At 53.0% G+C, this 25142-nt stretch carries 14 protein-coding genes; 5 read left to right on the top strand and 9 right to left on the bottom strand.

Annotation, left to right across the window (positions count from 1 at the left end):
• Window positions 1-146: 146 nt before the first annotated feature.
• The 4 genes from agaR to JI741_RS28915 all read left to right on the top strand — a co-directional run bounded on the left by agaR (window position 147) and on the right by JI741_RS28915 (window position 4335).
• Window positions 147-926, top strand: a complete 780-nt coding sequence (gene agaR / locus JI741_RS28930; protein WP_202015658.1) for a transcriptional repressor AgaR — start codon at window positions 147-149, stop codon at window positions 924-926.
• 98 nt (window positions 927-1024) lie between these two features.
• Window positions 1025-1885, top strand: a complete 861-nt coding sequence (locus JI741_RS28925; protein WP_202015656.1) for a DMT family transporter — start codon at window positions 1025-1027, stop codon at window positions 1883-1885.
• A gap of 38 nt (window positions 1886-1923) precedes the next feature.
• Window positions 1924-3297 carry a Gfo/Idh/MocA family protein gene (locus JI741_RS28920; protein ID WP_202015654.1) on the top strand — a complete coding sequence of 458 codons (1374 nt, stop codon included), beginning with the start codon at window positions 1924-1926 and terminating at the stop codon, window positions 3295-3297.
• A gap of 108 nt (window positions 3298-3405) precedes the next feature.
• Window positions 3406-4335 (top strand): Nif3-like dinuclear metal center hexameric protein, encoded by a 930-nt coding sequence (locus JI741_RS28915; protein WP_202015652.1) that lies wholly within the window; start codon window positions 3406-3408, stop codon window positions 4333-4335.
• Between the two features lie 116 nt (window positions 4336-4451).
• On the opposite strand, the gene JI741_RS28910 is transcribed toward JI741_RS28915, so the two are convergent.
• The 6 genes from JI741_RS28910 to JI741_RS28885 all read right to left on the bottom strand — a co-directional run bounded on the left by JI741_RS28910 (window position 4452) and on the right by JI741_RS28885 (window position 16489).
• Window positions 4452-5903 carry a RagB/SusD family nutrient uptake outer membrane protein gene (locus JI741_RS28910; protein WP_202015650.1) on the bottom strand — a complete coding sequence of 484 codons (1452 nt, stop codon included), beginning with the start codon at window positions 5901-5903 and terminating at the stop codon, window positions 4452-4454.
• A gap of 10 nt (window positions 5904-5913) precedes the next feature.
• Window positions 5914-9084 (bottom strand): SusC/RagA family TonB-linked outer membrane protein, encoded by a 3171-nt coding sequence (locus JI741_RS28905; RefSeq protein ID WP_202015648.1) that lies wholly within the window; start codon window positions 9082-9084, stop codon window positions 5914-5916.
• A gap of 26 nt (window positions 9085-9110) precedes the next feature.
• Window positions 9111-9404, bottom strand: coding sequence for a hypothetical protein (locus tag JI741_RS28900; protein ID WP_202015646.1), 294 nt, complete (start codon window positions 9402-9404; stop codon window positions 9111-9113).
• A gap of 137 nt (window positions 9405-9541) precedes the next feature.
• Window positions 9542-11896: a WD40/YVTN/BNR-like repeat-containing protein gene (locus JI741_RS28895; RefSeq protein WP_202015645.1), complete on the bottom strand. Its 2355-nt coding sequence runs from the start codon at window positions 11894-11896 to the stop codon at window positions 9542-9544.
• Window positions 11897-11987: 91 nt separating this feature from the next.
• On the bottom strand, window positions 11988-14384 hold the full coding sequence (locus tag JI741_RS28890) for a beta propeller repeat protein (protein WP_202015643.1): 2397 nt from the start codon (window positions 14382-14384) through the stop codon (window positions 11988-11990).
• A 14-nt stretch (window positions 14385-14398) separates the two neighbouring features.
• Window positions 14399-16489, bottom strand: coding sequence for a glycoside hydrolase family 20 zincin-like fold domain-containing protein (locus JI741_RS28885; protein WP_202015640.1), 2091 nt, complete (start codon window positions 16487-16489; stop codon window positions 14399-14401).
• A 241-nt stretch (window positions 16490-16730) separates the two neighbouring features.
• Here JI741_RS28885 and JI741_RS28880 point away from each other — a divergent pair, with 241 nt between their 5' ends.
• Window positions 16731-17702, top strand: a complete 972-nt coding sequence (locus tag JI741_RS28880) for a sugar phosphate isomerase/epimerase family protein (RefSeq protein WP_202015638.1) — start codon at window positions 16731-16733, stop codon at window positions 17700-17702.
• Here JI741_RS28880 and JI741_RS28875 read toward each other — a convergent pair.
• The 3 genes from JI741_RS28875 to JI741_RS28865 all read right to left on the bottom strand — a co-directional run bounded on the left by JI741_RS28875 (window position 17699) and on the right by JI741_RS28865 (window position 25115).
• Window positions 17699-20404, bottom strand: a complete 2706-nt coding sequence (locus tag JI741_RS28875) for a tetratricopeptide repeat-containing sensor histidine kinase (RefSeq protein WP_202015635.1) — start codon at window positions 20402-20404, stop codon at window positions 17699-17701. The two genes, JI741_RS28880 and JI741_RS28875, sit on opposite strands and share 4 nt — an antisense overlap.
• Before the next feature lie 218 nt (window positions 20405-20622).
• Window positions 20623-21960 (bottom strand): TolC family protein, encoded by a 1338-nt coding sequence (locus JI741_RS28870; protein WP_202015634.1) that lies wholly within the window; start codon window positions 21958-21960, stop codon window positions 20623-20625.
• Between the two features lie 26 nt (window positions 21961-21986).
• Complete coding sequence (locus JI741_RS28865; protein ID WP_202015633.1) at window positions 21987-25115, bottom strand: efflux RND transporter permease subunit; 3129 nt, start codon at window positions 25113-25115, stop codon at window positions 21987-21989.
• Window positions 25116-25142 lie beyond the last annotated feature (27 nt).

Below are 25142 nucleotides of genomic sequence, written 5' to 3'. Positions count from 1 at the left end.
ATAAACAAAGTGATTACGACAACAATCGAAATAGAACCCGGTTTTTGAAGACACCAGAAGCCGTCACTGAAAGGATATCGGTATGGACGAGCTTTTAAAATAAGTTATCCATATTATTATCTTTACGAAGCGCTAAACCATACCCCATGGCCAAAAAAAGAGACAGTACCGTTGGCAGGCGAAAAGACATTCTTCATATGCTCTCCGAAAAGGGTGAAGTATTTGTAGAAGAGCTGAGCAAGATCTTTAAGGTGAGTGAGGTGACCATTCGCAACGACCTCGATCAGCTCGAACAAAAAAACACACTCATACGCGCCCGCGGCGGAGCGCTTAAATTTGAGACGGGTGTGGCCAACGATCAACGACTTGCCGACAAGAGTCGCATCAACTTCCAGGAAAAAGCACGCATCGGAAAGATGGCCGCGCAGCTCATCACCGAGTCGGACACCATCATTATCGACTCCGGCTCCACAACGTCGGAGTTGGTCAGAAATCTGCCTGACTTTCAAGACCTTACGGTGATTACCAATGCGTTGAACATTGCCAACCAGCTCATCACCAAGCCCAACATCAACATGATTATGCCCGGTGGATACCTGCGCAAAAATTCGCTTTCGCTTGTGGGGCCCCTGGCCGAAAAAAGCCTGCGCAACTTCAATGTTGACAAAGCATTTCTTGGTGTAGACGGTTTTGATACACGTCAGGGTGTATTCACGCCCAACGTGGAAGAAGCGCGCCTCAACGAAATCATGATCGAGATTTCCAAAGAAGTAATCCTGCTGGTGGACTCCAGCAAATTCAAAAAGCGAAGCTTGGCGTTCATCTGTTCCATCGCCGACATCGACAAAGTGATTACCGACACCAACATCTCGGCCGAAGACAAAAAGCGGCTTCAGGATGCCGGCGTAGAAGTGATCACCGTGTAAAAACCCGGTTGCCGTCTGATTTCAGGGCGCTTTTTTCCTTGTTTTTCTTATTTCGTAAGCATAAACAAACAATATACTTTCGTATCATTGTTTTACTTATGCTAAAGAAGACCTGGCTGATCTATGCCCTCATCACCACGCTGTTCTGGGGAATCTGGGGTGCGCTTATTGAACTCCCCGAAAAGGTGGGCTTCCCCGCTACGTTGGGGTATTCGGTCTGGGCACTGACCATGATCCCATGTTCGCTGGTCGCGCTCTACCTCATCCGTTGGAAACTTGAACACGACGGTCGCTCCATTTTTCTTGGTTCGGCCATCGGACTGCTGGGTGCGGGTGGTCAGTTAATCTTGTTTCAGGCTTTGCGCGAGGGACCTGCCTACATTGTGTTTCCGCTCATTTCCCTGTTTCCCATCCTCACCATTTTTCTGTCGATGACATTATTAAAAGAGCGCGCGTCGCGGAAGCATTGGATGGGCATTGTTGTTTCGCTGGTGGCCATCCTTCTCCTCTCCTACCAACCGGCCTCAGGACAAGGCACGTCTACCTATACTTGGCTCATCCTCTCCGTGATTGTATTTGTGCTGTGGGGATTGCAGGCGTATGTGATGAAGTTTTCGAATGAGACGATGAAAGCAGAAAGCATCTTCTTCTACATGATGATCACGGCGGTGTTGCTCATCCCGGTGGCGTTGCTGATGACGGACTTTTCTAAACCCGTTAACTGGGGATTTAAAGGTCCTTACCTCGCGGCCCTGATTCATGTGTTGAATGCGGTTGGTGCCCTAACGCTGGTGTATGCCCTTCGCTATGGCAAAGCCATCATTGTGGTGCCCATGACGGGACTATCGCCCCTGATCACCGTGGTGCTTTCTTTAGTATTATATGGCGTTGTGCCCGGCACGGTACTTTCCATGGGAATGGTGCTGGCCATGATTGGCATCTACCTCTTGTCGGATTAATTTTTCTTATAAAATCATTTACTACAAACCTATAACGTATGCTCTACAGTAGAAGAAATTTCATACGCCAGTCCGTGGCTGCAGGGTCGTTGCTCACGCTTCCCATGTTGCCTTCGTTCGCGGAAGAAAAAAAGACAAAGGTCAGGATTGGGATGATCGCCGTGGGACTGCGGGGACAAGACCACCTGCTGGAATTGCTGAAGCGATCCGACGTGGAAATTGTGGCCATGGCCGACCCCGACAAAAACATGATGGCCATGGCACAAGCCCTTGTGAAGAAATACGAAAAGAAAGCGCCGGCAGAATATACGAATGGTCCCTACGACTATCGCAACCTACTGAAACGAACCGACATCGACGCGGTGTTTGTTTGCTCGCCCTGGGAGTGGCACCTGCAACACGGCGTGGACGCCATGGAAGCCGGAAAGATCACAGCCATGGAAGTGTGTGGTGCGCTGAAGCTCCAGGACTGCTGGGACTTTGTGAACACTCATGAAAAAACAAAGACGCCCATCATGATGCTGGAAAATGTTTGCTACCGTCGCGACATCATGGCGGTGCTGAACATGGTGCGGAAAGATATGTTTGGGGAGTTGTTGCACCTGCAAGGTGGCTATGAACACGATCTCAGACACGTGCTGTTCACCGACGGCCAAACGGAAAACGAAGGTGTGGACTTTGGGGAGAAAGGATTCAGCGAAGCGCGATGGCGAACACAACACTATGTGGATCGAAACGCCGAACTCTATCCCACACACGGCCTGGGACCGGTGGCCACCATGATCGACATCAACCGCGGCAACCGTCTCACACGGCTATCGTCAATCGCTTCGAAAGCGCGCGGCCTTCACAACTACATTGTGAAAAGTCCGAAGGGCGGCCCCAACCATCCCAATGCCAAAACGGTTTTCAAACAAGGCGACATCGTGACCACCCAACTTCAATGCGAAAACGGTGAGACCATTGTGCTTACCCACGACACCTCGTTGCCGCGACCTTACAACCTCGGCTTTCGCGTGCAGGGCACCAACGGTCTCTGGCAGGACTTTCATTCGGGCGAAGCCGAAGCAGGCTTCATCCATTTTGCCGACAAGAGCCCGCATCACGAATGGGAAAATCCAAAGAAATACATCGAAGAACACGACCATCCTCTCTGGAAAAAATACGAATCGCAATCTACCACGTCGGGTCACGGCGGCATGGATTTCTTTGTTGACAACGCGTTCATAGAATGCATCAAACGCGACGTCGAATTTCCCCTGGATGTTTATGACCTGGCAACGCTTTATGCCATTACGCCACTGAGCGAAAAGTCGATCGCGGAGAAGGGCCAACTGCAAGAGATTCCCGATTTCACAAAGGGGCTTTGGAAAACGCGGAAGCGGATATTCGGCGTGAGCGGAGAATTTTAAAACCGGAGGCCCACGGTTAAACACTTCTTTCGGGCTGGGATTTTTTTTGTAGTTTGGTGAAGGCGACCCATGGTTGCCTATCTCAAACCACTCTAAAATTCTTGACTTATGAAAAAGCAATCCGGACGACGGGAGTTTTTAATGACGGTGTCTCAGGTGTTGGGTGCTTCTGCACTGGCCGGCAGTGTGAGCACGCAGGCTTTGGCTGGACACTCCACCACACCTGGACTTCCCGCCGTGGTGCCCGAGGGATTTACCGTTGGCGATGTGATGAACCTGATTCTGAAAACCATTCCCGGCGCACCATTCCCCAAGACCGTTGACACGCTGAAATCGGGAAGCGCCGACCAAAAGGTGACGGGCATCGTCACCACCATGTTTGCCACCATCGAGGTGATCAACAAAGCGGTAGCCACCGGCGCCAATTTTATTATCGCCCACGAGCCCACCTTCTATAACCACCTCGACGAAACCAACTGGCTGGAGAACGACGCGGTTTATCAATATAAAAGTGCGCTACTGAAAAAACACAACATCGCCGTGTGGCGCTTTCACGACTACATCCACAGTCACCAACCCGACGGCGTGCGCATGGGGGTGATGACGGCGCTGGGCTGGGAGAAATATTACGACGACAAAAATCCACACGTGTTCACGTTGCCCGGGCTGTCGCTGAAAAACATCGCGGCCACCGCGAAACAAAAACTCGGCATCCCTACCGTGAGAATCATCGGCGATCTCAATCAGAGCTGTCGCCGCATCCTGCTCCTCCCCGGGGCCAGTGGCGGACGCAGCCACATTCAGGGCATTGAAAATGAAAAACCCGATCTGCTTATCATCGGCGAACTGAGCGAATGGGAAACCGCTGAATACATCCGCGACGCCCGTTTGAAAGGCGACACCATTTCGCTACTTGTTCTTGGACATGCCGTCAGTGAAGAACCCGGCCTCGAATGGCTGGTCACCTTTCTTCAACCCAAGGTGCCGGGCATCAAGGTACAGCATGTGCCTTCCGGCAATCCGTTCTTGTTTGTTTGACCCATTCGATCAAATTCCTTTTCGCTGCCTGCAACATGTTCAAAAAAAACCTCTCTGAAAAACCAGCGCGAAGGCCGGCTTTCAGAGAGGGAACTGAAAACTACACTACTGAAGAACTATTCGCTTGTGTAACCCGGATTCTGACTGCCTAAGATTCTGGCATCATAGGTCGGAATGGGATACAGGTAGTCGTCGTCGGTAATATTGGGCAAGTAGTCGGGATGCGGCAACGTGTTTATTTTCACCAGCAGGCGCTTCCTTATAATGTCGAACCAGCGGTCGTATTCAAACGACAGTTCAACGTTTCTTTCCTGTATCACAGCATCATCAAATTGATCTTTCGACAAACCACTGAGGTCGACCGACGCATCGGGTGTGTTGATCGGAAGGTTGTGCGCGCGGCGACGAACTTGGTTGATGGCCTCGTAGGCTTCGGGGGTAGGGCTACCGTTGGCCATGTTGGCTGCTTCTGCATAGATGAGCAACACATCGGCGTAGCGAATGATGGGGAGGTTGGCCGTGGTCTGGCCGTTCTCGTATTCGTCTTGCGAAATGTAGGGCACTGTGAATTTTCTCACAAAGGGCCGTTGCTCGTCAAACTCGGTGTAGGGCGTTCCATCAAACTCCAGAATCAAATACGCATCCTGACGCGGCTCGGGTGTCTTCAACCATTCGTCCGACCATGTAGGGTCGATGCTCGCGTCGCCCCAGCCGTCCATGATCTCGGGTGTCCAGATGTGTGCATCGGTGGCGGGATCGTCGGAGGTTGAGTTGAAACCCCACATCACTTCGGGACCGTATTTATTTTCAGGCTTGAACACATCGCCCACATTTTCGATGAGCGAGTTTGTGCCATCGTCCATCAGATCGGCCGCCATGTCTCTCGCCTTGGCGTAGTTCTCGGTCTTGTTCAGAGGCGAGGTGGCCATAGTCAGATACACTTTCGCGAGCAATCCTTTTGCAGCCGCCTTTGCCGGTTTGCCGGGGGCACCGGGCCAGCTTTGGGGAAGCGTTTCCACCGCATACTGAAAATCGCTGACAATAAGTTCGTAGACGTCGGCAATGGGTGTTCGCTGCCGGATTGGGCTGATTACTGGATCTGGGGTGTCTTCGGTGATCAGCGGCAGGTCGCCAAACAATCGCACAAGAGCGAAGTAGTTGTAGGCTCTCAGGAATCTTGCCTGCGCCTCCAGGCCATCGATCTCATCCTGGGCAATGCCCTCGAAGTTGCCGCGCTTGATGGCGCGCAGCACGCCGTTCACGTTATTGAGTGCCTTGTAGTGCTGGTCCCACAGCGAGCCACCAAAATCACTGGGGATCACCATATCGCCATCGAGCAATTGATCGTCGTAAATAAAATTTCCGTAGCCATACGAATAGCCCGGCGCCCATGCTTCCCACAGCGCATTCATAGACGCCGTGAGCGCTGCTTCGCCTTGTTCGATGGTGGCGTAGAAATTGTCGGTGCTCACAAACCCCTGAGGTTTCTCTTCAAGGTCCTGGCAGGCCAGTGCACCCACCAGCGCCAGCGGCGCGATGTATCTTTTGAAACTGAATTTCTTCTTCATGTTCATACCGTTAGAATGTTAAATCAATGCCGACTGTAAACGTGCGCGATGTTGGATAGCTTCCGAAGTCCACGCCGATGTTGGCATCGTTCGAATTGAAGGAACTCACCTCCGGGTCATAGCCGGTGTAGTGTGTGATGGTGAAGACGTTTTGCGCCGACACATAGGTACGCAGTCGGGTCATGCCCACCTTTTGTGTCAAAGCCTGTGGCACGTTGTAGGCCAGCATGATGTTCTTCAACCGCACATACGACGCATCTTCCAGCCAACGGCTCACGCGACTGTCGCCCACTGTTACTTTGTTCACGAGGCCCGCAGCTTTGCGTTCGCTTTGCAGCGTGAAGGCCGGTACGTCGGTGTTTTGATTTGTGGGTGTCCAGCGATTCAGCAGCGCGGTGCTGGTGCCTTCGCCCGGACGTTCCAACCTAACCCTGCCCAGGTTGAACAGGTCGTTGCCCTGCACACCCTGGATGAGGAAACTCAGGTCAAAGTTTTTGAACGACAACCGGTTGTTCCAGCCAAAGATGAACTTCGGAAAGGCATTGCCGATCACGGTGAGGTCCTGGTTGTTGATGAAGCCGTCGTTGTTCATGTCTTTGTATTTGATGTCGCCGGGAAGTTGACCGAACGCTGCGGCTTTGTCTTTTTCGTCGGTGCTCCAGGTGCCTTCCGTGATCCAGCCGGTCATTTGTCCGAAAGGTTGTCCTTCCTGCAGGTAGAGCAAGGCCGTGTTGTTGTTGGAGCTGATGCCGTAGCCCGCGCCGGGTGTGGTACGGAAAGGCAACTTGTTGGCATCCGACAACGTGATCACCTTGCTGCGGTTGCCCGAAATGTTGATGCTGGTGTTCCAGCGAAGCGGTCCCACCAGGGGGTCGCCACCCAGCGACAGTTCAATACCCTTGTTGCGTGTAGAACCAACGTTGTCTATGATGTTTGGGAAACCAGTGTAGGTAGGAAGCTGGCGGCTCAGCAACAGGTCGTCGGTTGTTTTCACATAGTAGTCGGCGCTCAGGTTGAGGCGACCATTAAACAACCCGAGGTCGAGGCCGATATCGGTTTGCGTAGTGCTCTCCCACTTCAGGTTGGGATTGGCTGCACGCGCAATGTCATAGCCGATGTTGGTTGCATCCCCCCCCGCATAGGGATAGTTTGTGTTCGATACAATCTGCGACAGAGACGCATAAGGCGAAATGGCCTGGTTGCCCGTCACACCCCAGCTGACGCGCAGCTTCAGGTCGGTGATGGCATCGACCGGTTGCAGAAATGATTCTTCAGAAATTCTCCAGGCCACAGATGCCGACGGAAAATATCCCCATTTGTTATTGGCTCCGAACACCGACGAACCATCGGCACGGTAGCTGGCGGTGAACAGATATTTATCCGCATAGGAATAATTCACCCGGCCAAGAAAGGAGTTGATGACACGCTTTGTATTATACGATGTTGATGTGACGGTGCCTGCACCACCAAGATCGTAAACACCCGAGCGGTCCACCAGGAAATCGTTGGCATTGATGACCGACCCTTTGGTTTGTTCGATCTGTTGTTCTGCCACCGCCGTGATGTTGAAGTGATGACGCGCGATCACCTTATTGTACGTGAGAATGTTGGAATTCTGATAGCGTGTGTACATGCTGTTCTCCACCGTGCCCAATCCGTTTTTCTGATAACCGGCATAGGTGTTCTTATTCAGATAGCGGAAGTTGTCGATGTTGCGTGTGATGGCACCGCCCGTGACGCGGAACGTTAGGCCTTCTGCGATCTTAAAATCCAGGTAGGCATTGATGTTGTTGCGAATGGTGTTGTTTTCCACGAGGGGTTCCAGACCGCTGGCCACCGGGTTCCACGAATTAGGTTCTCCAAATCCCGAAGGGTGCTTGCTGTAATTTCCCATTTCGTCATAGACAGGTATCGTTGCACTCCAACGCGGCGCGAGGCTCACCACTTGTCCCAGGGGATCGATGATGCCCGATCCTTCACCAAACGGTGGCGTGTTTCCTTTTTCCTTGATGCCCGCCCAGCTCAAACCAAAGCTTGCCCATTTGGTGATGTCAACATTCACGTTGGCACGAAGGCTGAAGCGTTGAAACGCGGAGTTGATCAGGATACCTTTCTGATTTAAAAATCCACCCGACACGAGGTATTGAATGTTCTCGGCACCACCGCTCACCGACAACTGGTGATTCTGCATGGGGGCTGAACGATAAACTTCGTTCTGCCAGTCGGTGCCGCCGTTTTTGTCGTAGCCCGCAATGTCGCTCTGGCTGAACACCGGGGTTGGGGTGATCACTACATTGCCGGGTTGGTTTTGCGTGGCTTTGAAATCGTTGATGGTGCGTGCAAAGTCACCGGCGTTCATGAGGTCAAGTTTGTTCCGGAGTTTTTGAACCCCCAGGTTGTAGCTATAGTTGATGATGGGTCTGCCCTTCTTCCCTTTTTTCGTGGTCACGATAATGACGCCGTTCGCGCCTTGTGAACCATAGATGGCCGTGGCCGATGCGTCTTTCAACACCTCCATCGATTCCACGTCGTTTGGATTCAGTGAATTCAGATCGCCGCCCTGCAAACCGTCGATCACCACCAAAGGCTGGTTGCCACCAAGAATGGAGCTTGAGCCGCGAATGCGTATGGTGGTGTTTCCGCCGGGGGCACCGCTCTGGTTCAACACCATCACGCCCGCTGCACGGCCTTGCAACGCCTGGTCCACACGCTGCGAAGGTAGTTGCGCCAGTTCGTCGCCCTTCACTGTGGCAATGGCACCGGTGAGGTCACTCTTTCGTTGAATGCCATAGCCCACCACCACAACGTCGTTGAGCGTGGCCACATCGGGCTGAAGCACAACGTTGATAACGGTTTTGTTATCGATGGAAATTTCCTGCGGTGCGTAGCCGATATAAGACACGACCAGCACGGCGGCATCGTCGGGAACCGATAAACGAAATGCACCTTCGGTGTCGGTGGTCACGCCAATGGCTGTTCCTTTCACCACCACGCTGGCGCCGGGCAATGCTTCTCCATCGTCGGAAGTCACTTTGCCACTGATCTGCTTTTCCAAGGTGAGCAGCACCGTGCTTCGACCTGCGTTCGCGAGCGGCGGTTCGTGCGCCTGCGCCGTGAAGCCGGTCAGGCATAACATTCCCAGGAGGAATGCGGTGCCCGTCTTTTGTAGTCGTTCCATCATAGTTCTGTGTTTTGGTTTGTTGGTAGTTATGATTTGTGTTCGGGTTGCTTCGAAAACGACAAGGTTTCTTCCTCGTCTTCATCCAGGTGTGCGGCAAGCTTGCTCCACACTTGCTGTTCATCTTCCTCTACGGTTTGTTCTACACACGTGTGCCACTGCAACAGCAGCAGCCGGGCTTCTTCCATGGCATCAAAACATTCCGGATGATCGCGCTGCCGCACATCCCAAACCGACTCCCGGTCCACATCCGGATGAAGCACCCAGCGCTGGAAAGATTCGTCCAGCAAATAGTCTTTGACAGTGTTGTTGAACAGTTCCATGCTGCGTTTGGGTTGGCGTCTCTCTAGTGAAAAGAGACTACGGCACAACCAATCTCATCGCCGTGTCCGTTTTTTTTTCGGACGCGGGTCGCGGCTTCATTAGAATAGAAAAGATTGGCTCTGGCCGGAAGATGATACTAGTGCCGTCCGAACAAGGGTGTCGTGATGTCTTCCACGGCGTCTGTGTCGCCACGCGCGGGGCCGTGCCACACACCACCGCCAAAGGTGACGATGTAGATGCGCGAGGTGTCCGCGGGGTCGGGGTCTACGCGTTTGCCCCATTTGAAATTGTAGCCTTTAATGCGGGTCCAGGTTGCTCCTTCATCACCTGATCGATAAGCCGACCCGTTGAAGCCGCAGGCATAGTGAATGTTGGTGCGCGCGTCGAACGTGATGTCGTGGATGTGCTGGTCGCGTGGCAACACGGCAGTCCAGTGCTGGCCATCGTCGTCGGAGCGGAAAATGCCGCCGCCTTCGTCGCCCGCAAAACGTGCTTTCAGGTTTCTTCCCCAGGCCGAAAGCAGGAGCCGATGCGGTTGGCCCGCCACCGTCGTCAGACTCATGGGGCCATTGGTTCCTTCGGGCATCGAAACTCTTTTCCAATGTTCCGCACCGTCGTCCGAACGATAGAGGGCGCCATCCAGTTCGCCTCCCACAGTTTCGCTCTCGCCCCTGCGACAGACCACCAGGAATAAGACGCCATCCGAGTCCCGGCGTGTAATGCGCCAGGCAAACGGTTCTTTGCCTTCGATGCCATCATTTTTCTGTTCCCAGTGTTTGCCGCCGTCCTTTGATTTATACACGCCCTTTCCAAACGCGCAGGCATACAGCGTCCGCGAATCTTTCGGGGTGGAAGGATCGATGAGTACGTGTGTCATGGCGGCTTCGCCAATGTCGTGGCTCACGGGCTGCCATGTTTTGCCGGCATCGTCCGTCACCAGCACGCCGCCTTCATAGCCGGTCACGCCGTTTCTTCGCCACATCTTTGGTCGTGGCAAATCGTGTGTCGAACTCATCACACTCCACGCGCGCCCCTTCACCTCCGGATCAAACGCCAGCCAATAGGTGCTGTTTGCCCAACGCTTGGGCACACCGTTGTTTTGTGTGGCGCTTTGCCAGCTCGCACCACCATCGCCACTTTCCATCAGGCCCACATCGGTGTTGGCAATGAAGGCATGGCGCATATCTAAAGGATCAAACACCACGGCATAACCCGTGGTCACTTCAAGCCCGCGCGATGTCCAGCCACCACTAGGTTGTTCGTTGGTGTAAACTTGTTGCCATGTGCGGCCTTTGTCGGTGGTGCGCACCGTCCGACCAAAATCAGTGGCGTAGCAAACCGACGGATCAGCGGGTGAAACGCCGATGGAAAATGGATTCTCTCCCCAGGTGGGGCCAAACCTTTTGTTGATCCACTCTTCCTCAAAATTTGCGGACACGATGTTGCCACCCTTGGTGAGTTTGTCTTTCCAGGCCAACGTCCACGTCTTTCCAAAGTCATCGCTTCGGGCCACACCGATGCAGGTGGTGTCGGCGTGAACCTTCAGGCTGTTGTAGGAAATGTATACAGTTTCTGGATGTGCAGCACTTGTGGCCACGGTTCTATATTCAGGCAAGGGCGCTGCCGACACCTGATACTTCAACAACCCCGACTCGCGGTTTTGCCATGTGGCGCCTCCGTCGTCGGTGTAGAATATTCCGGAGCCCGTGCCTTCTGCATCGAAGTACGATTTTCCGGCAATGGCATAGAGCACGAATTTTTCAGTAGCCTTGTCAAAGCCACCCGAAAATGTGGTGAGGCCATGTACACCTTGCGGGCTTGGGTTGGTCTTCCAGTGTCCGTTCTGCCGCACAACAACAGACTGACTGGTGGCCACATAGATCGTCCTGCTATTGCGTGGTGTGCCAGGCACCACATAGATATTTTTAACATCGATGGGCAGATCGGTTTCCTTTGTCCATTGCAAACCACCGTCACGCGAAGCGTAAAAGCCAATGGCTTTATCAATGGAAATCGCGGCATAGAGTTTTTTTGAATCTTCCGGATCAACGGCAAAGGCAGGCACATGGCGTTGGGTGCTGTCGTTTGTCACAAGTTCTTCGGATGCGTGGTCGCCTTTGGAAATCAAGGCGGTCACCGCTGCGGGGTTTGGATAGAGCAAACTCCAGGTGGTGCCACCATCGCTGCTCTTGAACAGGCCGATGGAGTTTGCATACATCGTGTTCGAGTCCAACGGGTCATAAACAAAATAATGCACAGGGCCACGAAGGTTAAACATGCGCCACGTCTTCCCGCCATTGAGGGTGATGAATGAGCCCGTCATGTCGCACGCCACCAGTGCCTGGTTTGGGTTGAACGGACTCACCGCCGGATAGAACATGGCTCCCCCTCCCCCATAGCCTGCAAATCCCCAGGCGTCGTTGCGTCCATTCGGATTTGTTGTTGTATCATTTTTTACCTCGACCGTATGCTTGTCGCGACTGCATGCCATGAGAGCGCACAGCAACATTATAAATCCGGTCGTTTGCAAGGTGTTGCGCATTGCCAATGGGATTGCTTTTAGGGTTGATGTTCGGGTTTATCTATTCCGTCACCGGCATTCCGTGCCACACACTGGAGCCAAACGTGGTGAGGTAAATTTTTTCAGGATTGTTTTCGTCTACCACCGCGCGCTGTCCCCAATGAAAATCATAACCTTTTATTTTCTTCCAGGTCTTCCCTGCATCGTCGCTGCGATAGGCAGCCTGGTTAAACGTGTTGGCATAGAGCCGACCCGGATGATGCGGGTCCACGGTGACATCATAGACATATTGGTCTTTGTCAAAAACCGATATCCATGAATCTCCTCCGTCTTCCGACATAAAAATTCCTCCGGGTATCTTCAACACTTCGTTGCCACCGGTGGCGCGCGCCACATCACCGCCCACCAGATCGGCAAGGTCAATGCTTGCCCATCCGGCCAGGTAGAGTCGCTTTGGATTCTGCCGATCATAGTCCAGGCCATTGGGAAACAAAATGCCGTCGGCAACGTGCAACCTGGTCCAGCTTTCGGCGCCGTCGGTGGAGCGATAGACTTCGCCGGAGTAGTAGCCTCTTCCGCTCTTGCCATCCTTGTGCATCGGCGTCAGGCTCACGGTGAGGTATAGTGTTCCATCGCCTGCAAGTGTCAACTCAAATGCGCAGGTGTTTTCACCGATGCCCTTGTTTTTCAGTGTCCATGTTTTTCCGTCGTCGGTCGATTTAAAAACGCCTTTGCCATACACACTTGCATAGAGTGTCCGGTGGTTGGCCGCAGTGGTGGGATCGAGCACAATGCTTGTGGTGGGCGAATCGAACCCCATGCCTTCGTTGCTGGGTGTCCAGGTTTTGCCTCCGTCGTGCGACACACAAACGCCGCCTTTGCCATAGGTTTTCCATTTGGGATTACGCGTCATTTTGCCTCTGGGAAAATCATGAAGCCCCGACCACACAGACCACACTTTGTCTTTCACTTCCGGATCAAACACCATCCAGTAGCACGTGTTTATCCACTCGACAGGTACCCCTGCCGTGGATCGTTTCCAGCTTTTGCCACCGTTGTAAGAATGATGATAGCCGATGTCGGTATAGCTGATGGCCAGGTGGCTGCTGTCGAAGGGATCGAAATGAACGCCATAGGTTGTGGTCACGTTCATGCCGCGACTGATGAATGTTCCATCGGGCTGCGCGACGCTGTAAATTTCATTCCACGATTTGCCTCCGTCAACCGTTTTCATCGTGCGATACCAGTCTGTGACAATGGCCACGTTGCCATCGTTTGGATACACCCCCACATCCATCAGGCGGATGTATTCTCCTCCAAACGCTTCTTCGGCCCACGCATCCTTCAGGTTGGTCACACCCTTTCCATCTTTCACGCCATACTGCCCCGAGCCTCCGCCGCCCTTCCAAACCCAATCCCAATGTTTCCCTGCGTCAGATGTTTTCAGCGCACCGTACCAATAGATCATTCCCTTGCCCTGCTTTTCTTCATAGCGGTTGGTCACGAGGTAGGTTGTTTCGGCATCGCGCTCTGCGCAAGCAATCATGGAGTAGCTTGGTTTGATACCGACCGCCTTGTTCATCAATTCGGGATTCAGCATCGGCTTCCAGTTTTTGCCAAGGTCGTCGGAGCGCCACACTTCGCTGTGCCCAAACTCTTCCTCAATCTTCTGGTGAACGTCGTGGTGCAACGCATACAGAATGGTGTGTTTGTCTTTTGCCGTTGCGCCTCCGGTGAAAGAAAACGCGGGCACCATCGCCACCGGTAAGTCTGTTTTTTGAAAGGCTTCGTTCGAAGGTGTGAAGGTGTGCGAGGTGTTTGCTGTAAAAATGAGAATATCGTTTTCACCTTCGCCGGTTGGGGCATAGATATAGGTGATGCGCTCACCAAGGTCTTTTTGCTTCAGTGTTTTGCCACCGTCTTTCGAATAATAGAAACGCGGGCCCATGCTGAAATAGAGTGCTGCCGAGTTTCGCGGGTCAACGTGGATGGCGTTGATTCTTCCATACTTCTTATTGTAGAGCGTAGTGTCTTTTGCTTCCAGGGTATAGTTGGCATGGTCGTCCATGAACGTTTCGCGAACCACATCCGCTTTCGCGGGAAAGATCTGTTCCCAGGTCGTGCCCCCGTCGGTGGAACGATGCAACGCCGATGCGCCGATGTAGATCGTGTTCGGGTTGTTGGGATCGTAGGCATAGGATGAGGCGCCGTTGGGATAGTTGAATTGTGCATACGACGCGCCACCATCGCGTGTCAGGTAGGAACCGGTCATGTCGCAGCGCACCAGGAAATGTTCCGGCGTGTCGTATGAAAAGGTAGGGATATAGGTTGCGCCGCCACCGCCGGGACCAAGTTTTGTCCACGCCGGTGTTTCGCTTTGGGGAGCGGCTTTCTCTACAGGACGGCATGCGTGCAGCCCTACCGACAACACAACAAGCAATAAAAAAATACGAATCATGATAGACCTGGGGTTTAGTCGTTTGTCAACGCCTGACGTGAAAGCCACTCTTCCACTTTCTTATTCATAGCCAACTCATACACATACATCCAGTCGGTGTTGTTGGTACCGTTGGCCAGGTGATGGTGAAAATTGGAATCGAGCTGATAACCTTCCGGATTGCCGAGTATGCGGGTTTCACCATACACCTTCTCGAACTGCTTCCGCACCGCTTCAAAACTTTTTGTGTAGGCCATCAATTGCGCCGCGACGGCTTTGCGTTGGTTGGCCGGGGCTTTGTCAAGCTGTTCCAGCAAAATCAATTGCCGCGCCGAAAAGATCTGCAGAGTGTTGATCTGTTCCATCACGTCGAGCGCATATTGGTTTCGGTTGGTCACTTCCTGCGCCTTCCTGATTTTGTCCTGGATAACGGTGTATTTCTGAACCGCCTGCCGGGCACCGTCCAGTTTTGTTTTGTAGGCCGCACTCCACGCGCCCGGCTTCTTTGCGTCCGGAAGATCCACCAGTTTAAAATCTTTGTGATAGTTGTCGCGATCGCCCTCTTTCAACAAAGCTGTTTCCCAAAACTTCAGCGCGTCTTCCAAAGCATCCTGAAAATCGGCAGATGGCTCTGCCAGCGCCGGCGAATAGAAACGTTGACGGAAGTCGGCATGCGCTTCGGCCATGGGCACGTCTTCATAGTTCCAGCTGAACAACCCAAAGTCGTAGAGACCGCGCCAGATGGTTTCGAAGTGCACAGCGCAATCGTCCCACGCTGTGCAGAGAATGCCCGCCATCTTTTTTTCGGATGTGAGCCGACAATAGTCTTTGATGGGTTTGAAGTTTGATTGGTTCCGCGGCAGCATCGGGTAGATGGGTTGGGCTGAGGTGGCCGCCATGGCTTTCAACGCATGCGCGTTATACCAGTCGATGGCCCGTTGGTTTCCGGGAAGCGTCGGGTCGTCGTAGTTCCAACGCATGTAAACACAGGTTTTTGGAAACAAGGCTATGTTCTTTTCCAGCAACGATTGATTGTTTTGCCACCGCGCATTTACCTGCTCCACCGGGATGCTGGCGTCATATGTGGTTTCATAAAGGTCGGCGAGCTTGAACACCATGTCGTCCCAAAAAATGGGAATACGATTGTGTGCCACGGCAAAGTCTGTTACTTTTTTCAGCCACAACATTTGAAGCTCCAACGGCTTCATGCCCGACTGTTTGTTGCGTTCTGATTTTCCCAACGATCCCACTTCATCGCCTCCCACGTGCAGGTATTTTCCATAGGGTGTTGCCTTCATGGCATCTTCGTATAAAGCAAACTGTACATCGTAGGTTTCGGGGTTCAGCGGATCAAACACCCAGTCGGATGCGGGGTCGTCACGCAGCTTTGCATAAGCCTCATGTTTCAAAATGAACGACGCATGACCAAGTCCTTGCACCAACGGACTGATCTCTACATGCCGCTCGTGTGCATACTGACTGATGGCGGCAAACTCTTCAATAGAGATGGCGTTGGCGGCGCCGACCAGCGGTGCTTTCCGGTAACGAAGCTTGTCTTCAAATTCGATGATGATGGCATTCACTTTTATGCTGGCCAGGCGGTCGATGATACTATAATAATAATGTCCTGCTTCCAGGTGGTGTTTCATGTCGAGGTGAATGGCGCGGTAGGCGATCTCGGGATAGTCGGTGATGCGGCACGCAGGAATTTCCAGTTGCTGATCGCGGGCATCTTCCAGCAGTTGTCCTAGCGTTTGGAGGCCATAGAACAATCCCACATTTTGCCGACCCAGGATGGTTGCTTGCCCGCCGGAAATTTCCAGCACATACCCTTCATCCGAGGGCAGCGCCAGGTCGGGTTGCAGTTTCAATGTCAACATGCCTGCCCCTCCCGTTTTTCGCAACGGCAGGCCCGCCAGCGCCGTTGGCAGGATGGGGCGTTCGCCACCGTTGGCCAGGTAAAATCCCCGGAGCGTTGTAGCGCTCAGGCCTGCACCCGTCAGCAGTTCGATCTTCTGGGGGTGTGGCAAAATTCTGAAATGCTTTTGAAAATCAGCAAGGTCGCCGGCGGCCGCATGGAGGGTGACTAACACTAGTGCAATACAAAGCTTGATGCCCGGTTTCATGTATTCTGGATTAGGTTGATCGCTACGTCACAGACCCGTCTTCGTTCTCAGGAGACAGTCGCCCAGTGTTTCTCATCAAAAAATCTTCAACGAAGCCGGGACGGTGGATTATTTTATTTCATCAGTCAATACAAAGGTTGAGTGGTCACCGGCAGCAAATTCTCCTGTCATCACAAAAAACTTTACACCGCGTCATCCCGACACCTTTCGCATTTCATTTTAAACTTGCTATTTTCATCACATGAAAATAGCACGACGAAACTTCATCGCACAATCGCTCATGGCCACGGCCGGCATCACGTCCACCCTGCAAGCAACCGCTGCACCGGAAAAACACAGCTCACCCGCACGGCCTGTGCCAAAAGCAGACGAAGCATTTAAGATAAGCATCTTCTCAAAGAATCTTCAATGGCTCGACTATACGGCCATGGCAAAGACCGCTGCTGAAATAGGTTTCGATGGTGTTGATCTCACCGTTCGCCCGCTGGGTCACGTGCTTCCTGAAAATGTGGAAACCGACTTGCCCAAGGCTGTAGAAGCCGTCCAGAAAGCCGGCCTGAAAGTTTATATGATGACAACGGCCATCGGGGCCGCCGACGAACCGCACACCGAAAAGATCCTGAAGACCGCCAGCGCGCTGGGCATCCGCCACTACCGCATGGGTTGGCTCAGCTACGACGACAAAAAAACCATCGACGACGATCTGAAAACAAAACGCGACACACTCAAAGCGTTGGCACAACTCAATGAGAAGTATGGCATCTCAGGAGAATATCAAAACCACTCCGGCACATACTTCGGTGCCGCCATCTGGGATTTGCAGCGCGTGCTGGCCGAGGTGAACTCTGCATGGCTCGGGTCGCAGTATGACATCATGCACGCCAGCGTGGAAGGGTTTAACGCCTGGTCTACGGGCCTGAAGCTGATCGCGCCCTACATCCGGTCCATAGACCTCAAAGATTTTCAGTGGACAAAGAAAGACGGCAAGTGGGCATCCCAAACCACCCCGGTTGGCGAAGGCCTGATCGATTTCAAAAAATATTTTGCATTGCTGAAACGCTACGGTGTGCGCGTGCCGGCATCGCTTCACTATGAATATGATTTGGGAGGCGCTGAGAATGGCGGGACGACACTGACAAAACCCAAAGAAGAAGTGATCGCCGCCATGAAGAAAGACCTGGCCCTGTTTCGCAAGATGATACAGGAGGCCTAACCCTTTTTCGACGGCACCTTCACGGTGAAGCACGAGCCCTGATGCAGCACACTGGTGAACGAAATGGTGCCCCCGATCTTTTCTACCGCCCGCTTCACAATGTACAGCCCCAACCCGTTGCCCTTTGACGACGCGTTGGCGCGGTAGTACATTTCAAAGATACGGGGCTTCAACCGATCATCGATTCCCTGCCCGTTGTCGCTCACCAAAATTTCCACGCCATCGCTCACGGCCCGGGCAAGCACCGTGAGTTGTGGATTTTGGGGATGGCTGAACTGGATGGCATTGTCCACCAGGTTTTCCACAATAACCGTGAGCAGGAATGGGTTGGACTGCACGTGTTTCGCCGTGGTGCTCACCGACACTGCGATCTGCTTGCAGTCGATGTCGTCGCCAAACTTGGCAACGCAGGCTTTCAGCAACGGCTCCAGGTCAACCGCGGCCTCCAGGTCATGATAGTTCACATTGCTGATAGATTGCAGTTTCATCAACATGCTGTCCAGCCCGATGGTGGTTTGTTTTATCTTGTCGAATAAATACAGCGCTTGTTGGTCGGTGAGCGTCGCGTTGGCCAGTTCTACCAAACCCAGATAGGTAGTGAGTGGTCTGCGGAAGTCGTGCGAGGTGTGATAGAAAAATGTTTCCAGTTCGTGATAGGCCTTGTTCAGTTCCCTGGTGCGGTCGTCAACCCTTTTTTCCAATGAGTTGTTCACGTCTTCGAGGGCGTCGTTGGCCACTTTCAATTTTTCCGACTGCATCTCGATTTCCTCGTTCTTCTCGCTCAACGTTGCATTGAGCGCATACAGTTTTTCATTCGACTCCTGAAGCTCTTCCGACTGTGCCTGTATCTCTTCTTTCTGTTCTATGATTTCGGAGTTTTGTTTGTGCAGTTGTTCCTTCGACTTTTTGTTGGCGCGGAACAACCTGTAGATAACAAAGATCACTATCCCAAGAATGAGAATGCCCACGATGCCCAGACCGATCACCATCCGCTGAAACACGATCTCGCGCTGTTGAATGCGTATCCTGTCCTGCTGCAATTCGCTCTCTTTGTTCATCAGCAAAATTTCGTTCGCCTTCTTTTGCAATTGGAACAACGCGTCGGCTTTGGCTATGCGACCGGCGTTGATTTCATTGTTCAGGCTGTCTTTCAGTTTCGTAAAAAGCTTGTAATAAACAATGACATTGCGCTGATCGTTTTTTGCCTCATAGAGGTAGATATAATTCTGATAGTTGCTGAGCAACTGTGTGGTTACCGGAATTGATTTTGCCAGCGCATTGGCTTCCGCCAGATAGTGGGCCGACAAGGCGAAGTTTCTCTCCTTGGCATATTGCAACCCCAATGTGTTGCTGGTGAACAAAATACCGATCTTCTTGCCCACTCGCTTATCCACTTCTATGGATTCCAGAAACAATGCGTGTGCTTTGGGGTATTGATGCAATTCGAGATAGGTGAGCGCAGAGTTGTATAGTGAAAACCCATAGCCATACCAGTCTTTTATTTTCTTGCGAATGGTAATGGCTTGCTCGAATGACGCGAGGGCGTCGTCATATTTTTTGGTCTTGTAGTGAATGTAGCCCACCAGGTTCTGGTTCTGCCCAATGCTGGCCGAGTCGCCGATTTGTTGCGCGATGGCCAGCGAATGTTGCGCATTTTCCATGGCCTGGCTGAAATTGTCCTGGTACACATAACACCACCCGATTTGTGTGTAGGTCCGCTGAATTTCCTGGCGGGCATTGATGCGTTCGTATTCCTTGATCGCATTGTAGAAATATTCATAGGCCGTGTGATAGGAGCCCTCGTTTTCGTGAACCTCTCCGATCTTGAACAAGGCGATGCCATAATACAGGCTATAGTTGTGATCCTTCAACAGGTTGACGGCGGTCGTATAGTTTTGAATCGACTTTTCGAACGCGCCCGTAGAAAAATTAGTCTCGCCACGGTTCAGGTTCAGCAGCATGAGGATGACCGGATCGTTCACTTTCACGGCCAGGGCTTCGGCCTTGTCGTAATAATAAAACGAAGAATCGTTTGACGACATGTCTTTGAACACAGCACCGATCGCCCGCCACACATCGGCCAGCCTCACGCTGTCGCGCAGGCTTTGGTTGAGACGGGCGGCGCGTTTCAGCCACACTAGGGCTTCGTCGTTGTGAGCAAACGCGTTGGCCAGCAAGCCCCGGTTTTCCCACAGACTGGACACCAACGCATCGGGTGCGCGTTGCGCCAGCAGGGGTTCGGTTTTGTCGAGATAGAAACGGGCAGAATCAAAATTCGCCATCACGCGGTGCAGGGTGTTGAGGCGGAGGTAGGTCTTGGCTGGATACTCATCCCAATTCTTTCCCGCGGCAAGCGCCAGTGCCTTTCGGTAGTGCTGCCCGGCCGCAACCATGTCGCCCCGGAAGAAATAATATTTTCCCAAGGATGTTAACGCCTGTGCCTCTCCCTTTTTATAGTCCCCATCCTGAGCCCACTGAAGCGATTGCTGCGCATAGGCCAAGCCGTCTTCCAGGTTGTGACTGTATAACGCCTCGGCCAGCTGATAACAATAGTCGGCTTTTTCTTCGGGTTGTTGCGCCGCCTCCAACGCCAGTTTCCAACGTGCGATGGCGCGGGTTTGGGCAAGGCCGGGTGTATGCAAAACAGCCGTGAAGACAATCAGGAAACTGAAGATGAGCTGCGCGTTCCGGTGAGGTTGCATGCCGTTGAAGAAAGTAGAAAAGTAAAGATACTAACTCCCTGCGTAACTTCTGCAAACGGCCATCCCAACCCAATAACACCCTCCGGGTTTGCACCGGCCAACATCACTTTTTTGCCGCACATCGAGATTCCAAATAGGAAACACTTTCCACCCACAAAAAAAGGCCGCCCTTTTTGCATTGGGCAGCCTTCCAGCCAAAGAGAGTCCTTTGGTTGATATTATTCCACCTGACCCATCAGTTTGAACAGGGCGATGCGGGCCGACAAGTAGTCGTAGACCGCTTCCAGGTAATTTGATTGCGATACCGTCAACGCCAGTTCTGCGTCCGTCAGCTCGAGCCGCGACGACACGCCGCGTGAGTAGCGAAACTGAATCATGTCATAGCTGAGCTTGGCCGTTTCGTTCACCACCACGGCGGTGCGAATCCGGTCCACCGACGCGTCGCAGTCGGCCACAGCCTTGTGCACTTGGGCGCGCAGTTGTTCATAGGCATCGTTCAGTCGCAATGCCGATTGCGATTTGGTCAACGATGCCTGTTTCACTTTGGCCGCGTTGCTGAAACCATTAAACAGCGGCACCGACACCTGAAGCCCTACAAATGAGCTCGTCGGATAGTATGCGTTGCCATATTCAAAACTGTTGGTTTGGGTTTGCACCTGATACTGACCAATAGCTGCAACGGTTGGCTTACGGGCCGCCGATGCGATCTTGACTTGTTGTTCCTGCATGAGCTGTTGCACTTCCAACAGGCGATAGGATGCATTGTTGTTACGCGCCGCGTTATAGACTTCTTCCTCGTCGGGAAGCGAACCGGGCGAAGGCACCACAAGCGAATCGGTTAACGCAATTTGCTTGGTCGAGTCCAGGCCCAGCAGGGCTTTCAATTGAAGCTTGCCGGTTTCGAGCGCATAGTTCAGTTTCAACAACTCCGGTTCCAGATTTTTCACCGAGGTGTAGGCACGCAGCGTGTCCACGCGAAGGGCTTTGCCTTGCAACAACAACGAGCGCGAATCTTTCAGCGCGCGTTCGTTCCGGCTGATGCTTTCTTTCTGCAAGCGCAGCCGTTCGTTCACCACCAGCAACTGCAAGTAGGTTTGTTTCACCTGCGAGATCACTTCTGTTTGTTTGCCGTTCAGGGCAATGCCGCTCTCGCGTTCCTGCAGGCGTGCGCGTTGCAGCGACGGATAGGCAAGCGGGTTGAACAACGGCTGTATCGCTGTGATTGCCGCGGTGCCCTGGTCTTCACCACCAAAACGACCATAGCCTATTTTCTTGCTGTCGGGATCATTGCCCCCGAAACCAAAGAAGGGCGGCAACTGAAAGTAGTGGTTCACCCCTGCTGTGGCATTCACCGACGGCAGGAACAATGCGCGCGACACAATGAATTGCTGCTGCGATTTGTCGATGTCAAGTTTACTGGCTTTCAACTCGGGGTTGTCGGCCATGGCCTGCGAGACTGCTTCTTGCAGGGACAACTTCTGCTCCTGCGCCACGGCTGTGAAAGCCGTGAGCGCCAGAAGAAGTATACTATAAAAAGAAAATGTAGTTCGTTTCATAAAATTGGATGATGTGTGAATGCAGGTCAGGCCACAACAACATTTTCCGCACCGGGTTGGGTGGGCAACGTGTTGGCATGTGCCTTCTTGGCATAGGGGCGTGAGAAATAAGAGTATACCGAAGGGATCACATAGAGCGTGAGCAAGCCGGCAAACACCAGCCCGCCAACCACGGCTATGCCCAGCGACGTGCGGCTGCCCGACGACGTGCCCAGCGACAACGCGATGGGCAACGTGCCGAAGATCATGGCCAGCGTCGTCATCAGGATGGGACGGAAGCGCGACGTGGCTGCACTGAGCACAGCTTCACTAACCGACTCTCCTTCTTCTTTACGCTGGTTAGCAAATTCCACAATGAGGATACCGTTTTTGGTGATCAACCCAATGAGCATGATGATACCGATCTCGCTAAAGATGTTGACAGACTGGTTTGTGATCCACAAACTCAGCAGCGCACCGGTCAAGGCCATCGGCACCGTGAGCAAGATGATGAACGGATCGATGAGGCTTTCAAACTGAGCAGCCAACACCAGATAGATGAGGATGATGGCGAAGATGAAGGCAAACACGAGACTCGAGCTGCTTTCTGCATAGTCGCGGCTTTGTCCGGCCAATGCTGTTCTGAATCCTTTCGGCAACACTTTTTGTGTAATGCCATCCATTTCAGCAATGGCTTCTCCGAGGCTCACGCCGGGTGCGGGTGTCGCAGAGATGGTGGCGCTATACGATTGGTTGTAGCGATAGATGGCCGGAGGGCTCACGCTCTCTGTCAATTTCACGAGGTTGTCGAGCGACACCATTTCACCGTTGCCGGCTTTCAGGAACAGCGAGCGCAGGTCGGCAGGGGCCGAACGTTCTTCGCGGTCCAGTTGACCGATCACTTCGTATTGACGGTCGTTGTAGATAAAGTATCCATAGCGTCTTCCGCTCAACGCCAGCTGCAATGTGCGGCCAATCTCTTGTGTAGAGATGCCGGCCTGTGCCGCGCGCTGACGATCGATGGTGATACCAATTTCAGGACGGTTGATTTTGAAGTCTGGATCCTGGAAGCTCAGCTTCTTGCTTTGATATACTTCACCCATAATCTTCGGCATCACATCGATGAGGCTTTTCAGGTCGGGCGCCTGCACAACATACTGCAACGGCTGCGAGCTGGAGAAACCACCAATTGTTGGAATCTGTATCGGGATGATGATCACGTTTCTGAATTTAGCCGAGGCCGCCACAAGCTTCTCATAGACCTGCTGCTGCGTGAGACCGCTCTTGCGATCTTTCGGATCTTTTAAGAACACCCATTGGAAGCCGCCGTTCACCGGCTGCACCAGCGTGCCGATCGATGCCGCGATGCCCGCGTAGGTGCGGTTGCCGTTCAGGTCCGGCACGGAGTCTGAAACATACATGTTGATTTCTTTCATGGTCTCTTCCATGCTTTCATACGATGTGCCTTCGGGCGCAATCACGGCGAGGCCAATCATAGAACGATCTTCCAGCGGCGCAAGCTCAGAGGGCAATATGGGCAACAGATACCAGGCCACACCAAACGACGCCACCAGGATCACAAACCCAAGCCAGCGCACTTTGAAAAAGGCGTGCAGCGATTTTTCATAGCCACGGTTCAGGGCCACAAACCACGGTTCGGTTTTGCGATAGAACCAACCTTGCGAAGCATCGCGCTTCAGCAAGTAGGCGCTCATCATCGGCGACAGTGTGAGGGCCACAAAGGCCGACACCAGCACCGATCCGGCCACGACCACAGCAAATTCTTTAAACAACTTGCCCGTGATGCCTCCCAAAAAGAGGATCGGTAAAAACACAGCAGCCAGTGTCACGGTCGTGGAAATTACGGCGAAGTAAATTTCATCCGAACCTTTGCGTGCGGCTTCAATGGGGCTCATCCCCTGCTCTATCTTACTATAAATATTTTCCAACACCACAATCGCGTCGTCCACCACCAGGCCAATGGCCAGCACAAGCCCAAGCAACGTCAACACGTTGATGGAGAAGTTGCCGATGTACATGATGAAGAAGGCGGCGATGATGGATACCGGAATGGCAACCAAGGGAATGATGGTGCTTCGCCAGTCGCGAAGGAAGATGAAGATGATTAACGCCACCAGGCCAAACGCCAGCAGCAGGGTTTCCTCCACTTCCGACAAAGAGTTACGAACCGGCACGGTGAAATCTTTTCCCAACGAAATGATGTAGTCTTTAGGAGCGGTCTTCACGATGTCGTCGAAGCGAGTTTTGAATTCTTCCACGATGGCGAGCGAGTTTGCGCCGCGTTGTGGCTGAACACCCGTTCCCACGCCATAGCGCGCGGTGTTGCCTTCGCCCACAATCATGGCCGTGCGTTCGTTTTGCGACGACATGATGGCCGAGCCGATGTCTTTGAAGCGCACAATAGCACCACCTTTTTCAACGATGATCATGTTGTTGAAGTCTTCTTCGGTAACGAGGCGGCCCGAGGTGCGCAGGGTCACTTCTGTGTTCTGGCCTTCGATGCGTCCGCTGGGCAAATCCACATTCTCGCGTTGCAGAGCGTTTTGCACATCGGCGGGGGTCAACTTATACGATGCCAACTTAACCGGGTCCATTCGCAGACGCATGGCGCGCTTGCGGCCGGCATACGAATCTACGAGGCGAACGCCGGGGATAGACTGCAGCCGTTCTTTAATGTTGATGTTCACAAAATCCGTAACATCCTCGAGGCTCTTCGTGTCGCTTTGCACGGTCAGGAACACGAGGAAATCCGGAGGTCCCATCTTTTCAACAATGGTGGGTTCAATGTCGGCGGGCAGTTGCTGACGTGACTTCGAAACTTTGTCGCGCACATCGTTGGCTGCGGCTTCGAGGTCGGCGTCGAGGTTAAACTCTACGGTGATGATACTCACCTGCTCGCGCGAGGTAGACGACAGGGCGCGGATGCCGTTGGCTTCGGCGATGGCTTCTTCCAACGGTTTGGTTACCTGCGACGCAATGATGTCGGCGCTGGCACCCGGATACACGGTGGTCACCGTAACAAGCGGTGAGTCGGTGACGGGATATTCGCGCGTGCCGAGAAAGGTGTAGCCGACGATGCCGAACAGAATCAGCAGCACCGACATAACGCCGGCCAGCACGGGCCGGGATATACTTATTTGAGAAATTGCACTCATGAAATTTGTAGTGTTACAGTAGGGAAA

Source organism: Chryseolinea lacunae (assembly GCF_016735595.1).
GTDB lineage: Bacteria > Bacteroidota > Bacteroidia > Cytophagales > Cyclobacteriaceae > Chryseolinea > Chryseolinea lacunae.
This window is presented reverse-complemented; position numbering and strand designations above follow the sequence as displayed.

Bases quoted from the DNA above. Each gene is read 5' to 3' on its own strand.
- JI741_RS28925 (WP_202015656.1), top strand. From the start codon at position 1,025: ATGCTAAAGAAGACCTGGCTGATCTATGCCCTCATCACCACGCTGTTC.
- agaR (WP_202015658.1), top strand. From the start codon at position 147: ATGGCCAAAAAAAGAGACAGTACCGTTGGCAGGCGAAAAGACATTCTT.
- JI741_RS28890 (WP_202015643.1), bottom strand. From the start codon at position 14,384: ATGATTCGTATTTTTTTATTGCTTGTTGTGTTGTCGGTAGGGCTGCAC.
- JI741_RS28885 (WP_202015640.1), bottom strand. From the start codon at position 16,489: ATGAAACCGGGCATCAAGCTTTGTATTGCACTAGTGTTAGTCACCCTC.
- JI741_RS28870 (WP_202015634.1), bottom strand. From the start codon at position 21,960: ATGAAACGAACTACATTTTCTTTTTATAGTATACTTCTTCTGGCGCTC.
- JI741_RS28880 (WP_202015638.1), top strand. From the start codon at position 16,731: ATGAAAATAGCACGACGAAACTTCATCGCACAATCGCTCATGGCCACG.
- JI741_RS28910 (WP_202015650.1), bottom strand. From the start codon at position 5,903: ATGAAGAAGAAATTCAGTTTCAAAAGATACATCGCGCCGCTGGCGCTG.
- JI741_RS28895 (WP_202015645.1), bottom strand. From the start codon at position 11,896: ATGGCATGCAGTCGCGACAAGCATACGGTCGAGGTAAAAAATGATACA.
- JI741_RS28865 (WP_202015633.1), bottom strand. From the start codon at position 25,115: ATGAGTGCAATTTCTCAAATAAGTATATCCCGGCCCGTGCTGGCCGGC.
- JI741_RS28875 (WP_202015635.1), bottom strand. From the start codon at position 20,404: ATGCAACCTCACCGGAACGCGCAGCTCATCTTCAGTTTCCTGATTGTC.
- JI741_RS28905 (WP_202015648.1), bottom strand. From the start codon at position 9,084: ATGATGGAACGACTACAAAAGACGGGCACCGCATTCCTCCTGGGAATG.
- JI741_RS28920 (WP_202015654.1), top strand. From the start codon at position 1,924: ATGCTCTACAGTAGAAGAAATTTCATACGCCAGTCCGTGGCTGCAGGG.
- JI741_RS28915 (WP_202015652.1), top strand. From the start codon at position 3,406: ATGAAAAAGCAATCCGGACGACGGGAGTTTTTAATGACGGTGTCTCAG.
- JI741_RS28900 (WP_202015646.1), bottom strand. From the start codon at position 9,404: ATGGAACTGTTCAACAACACTGTCAAAGACTATTTGCTGGACGAATCT.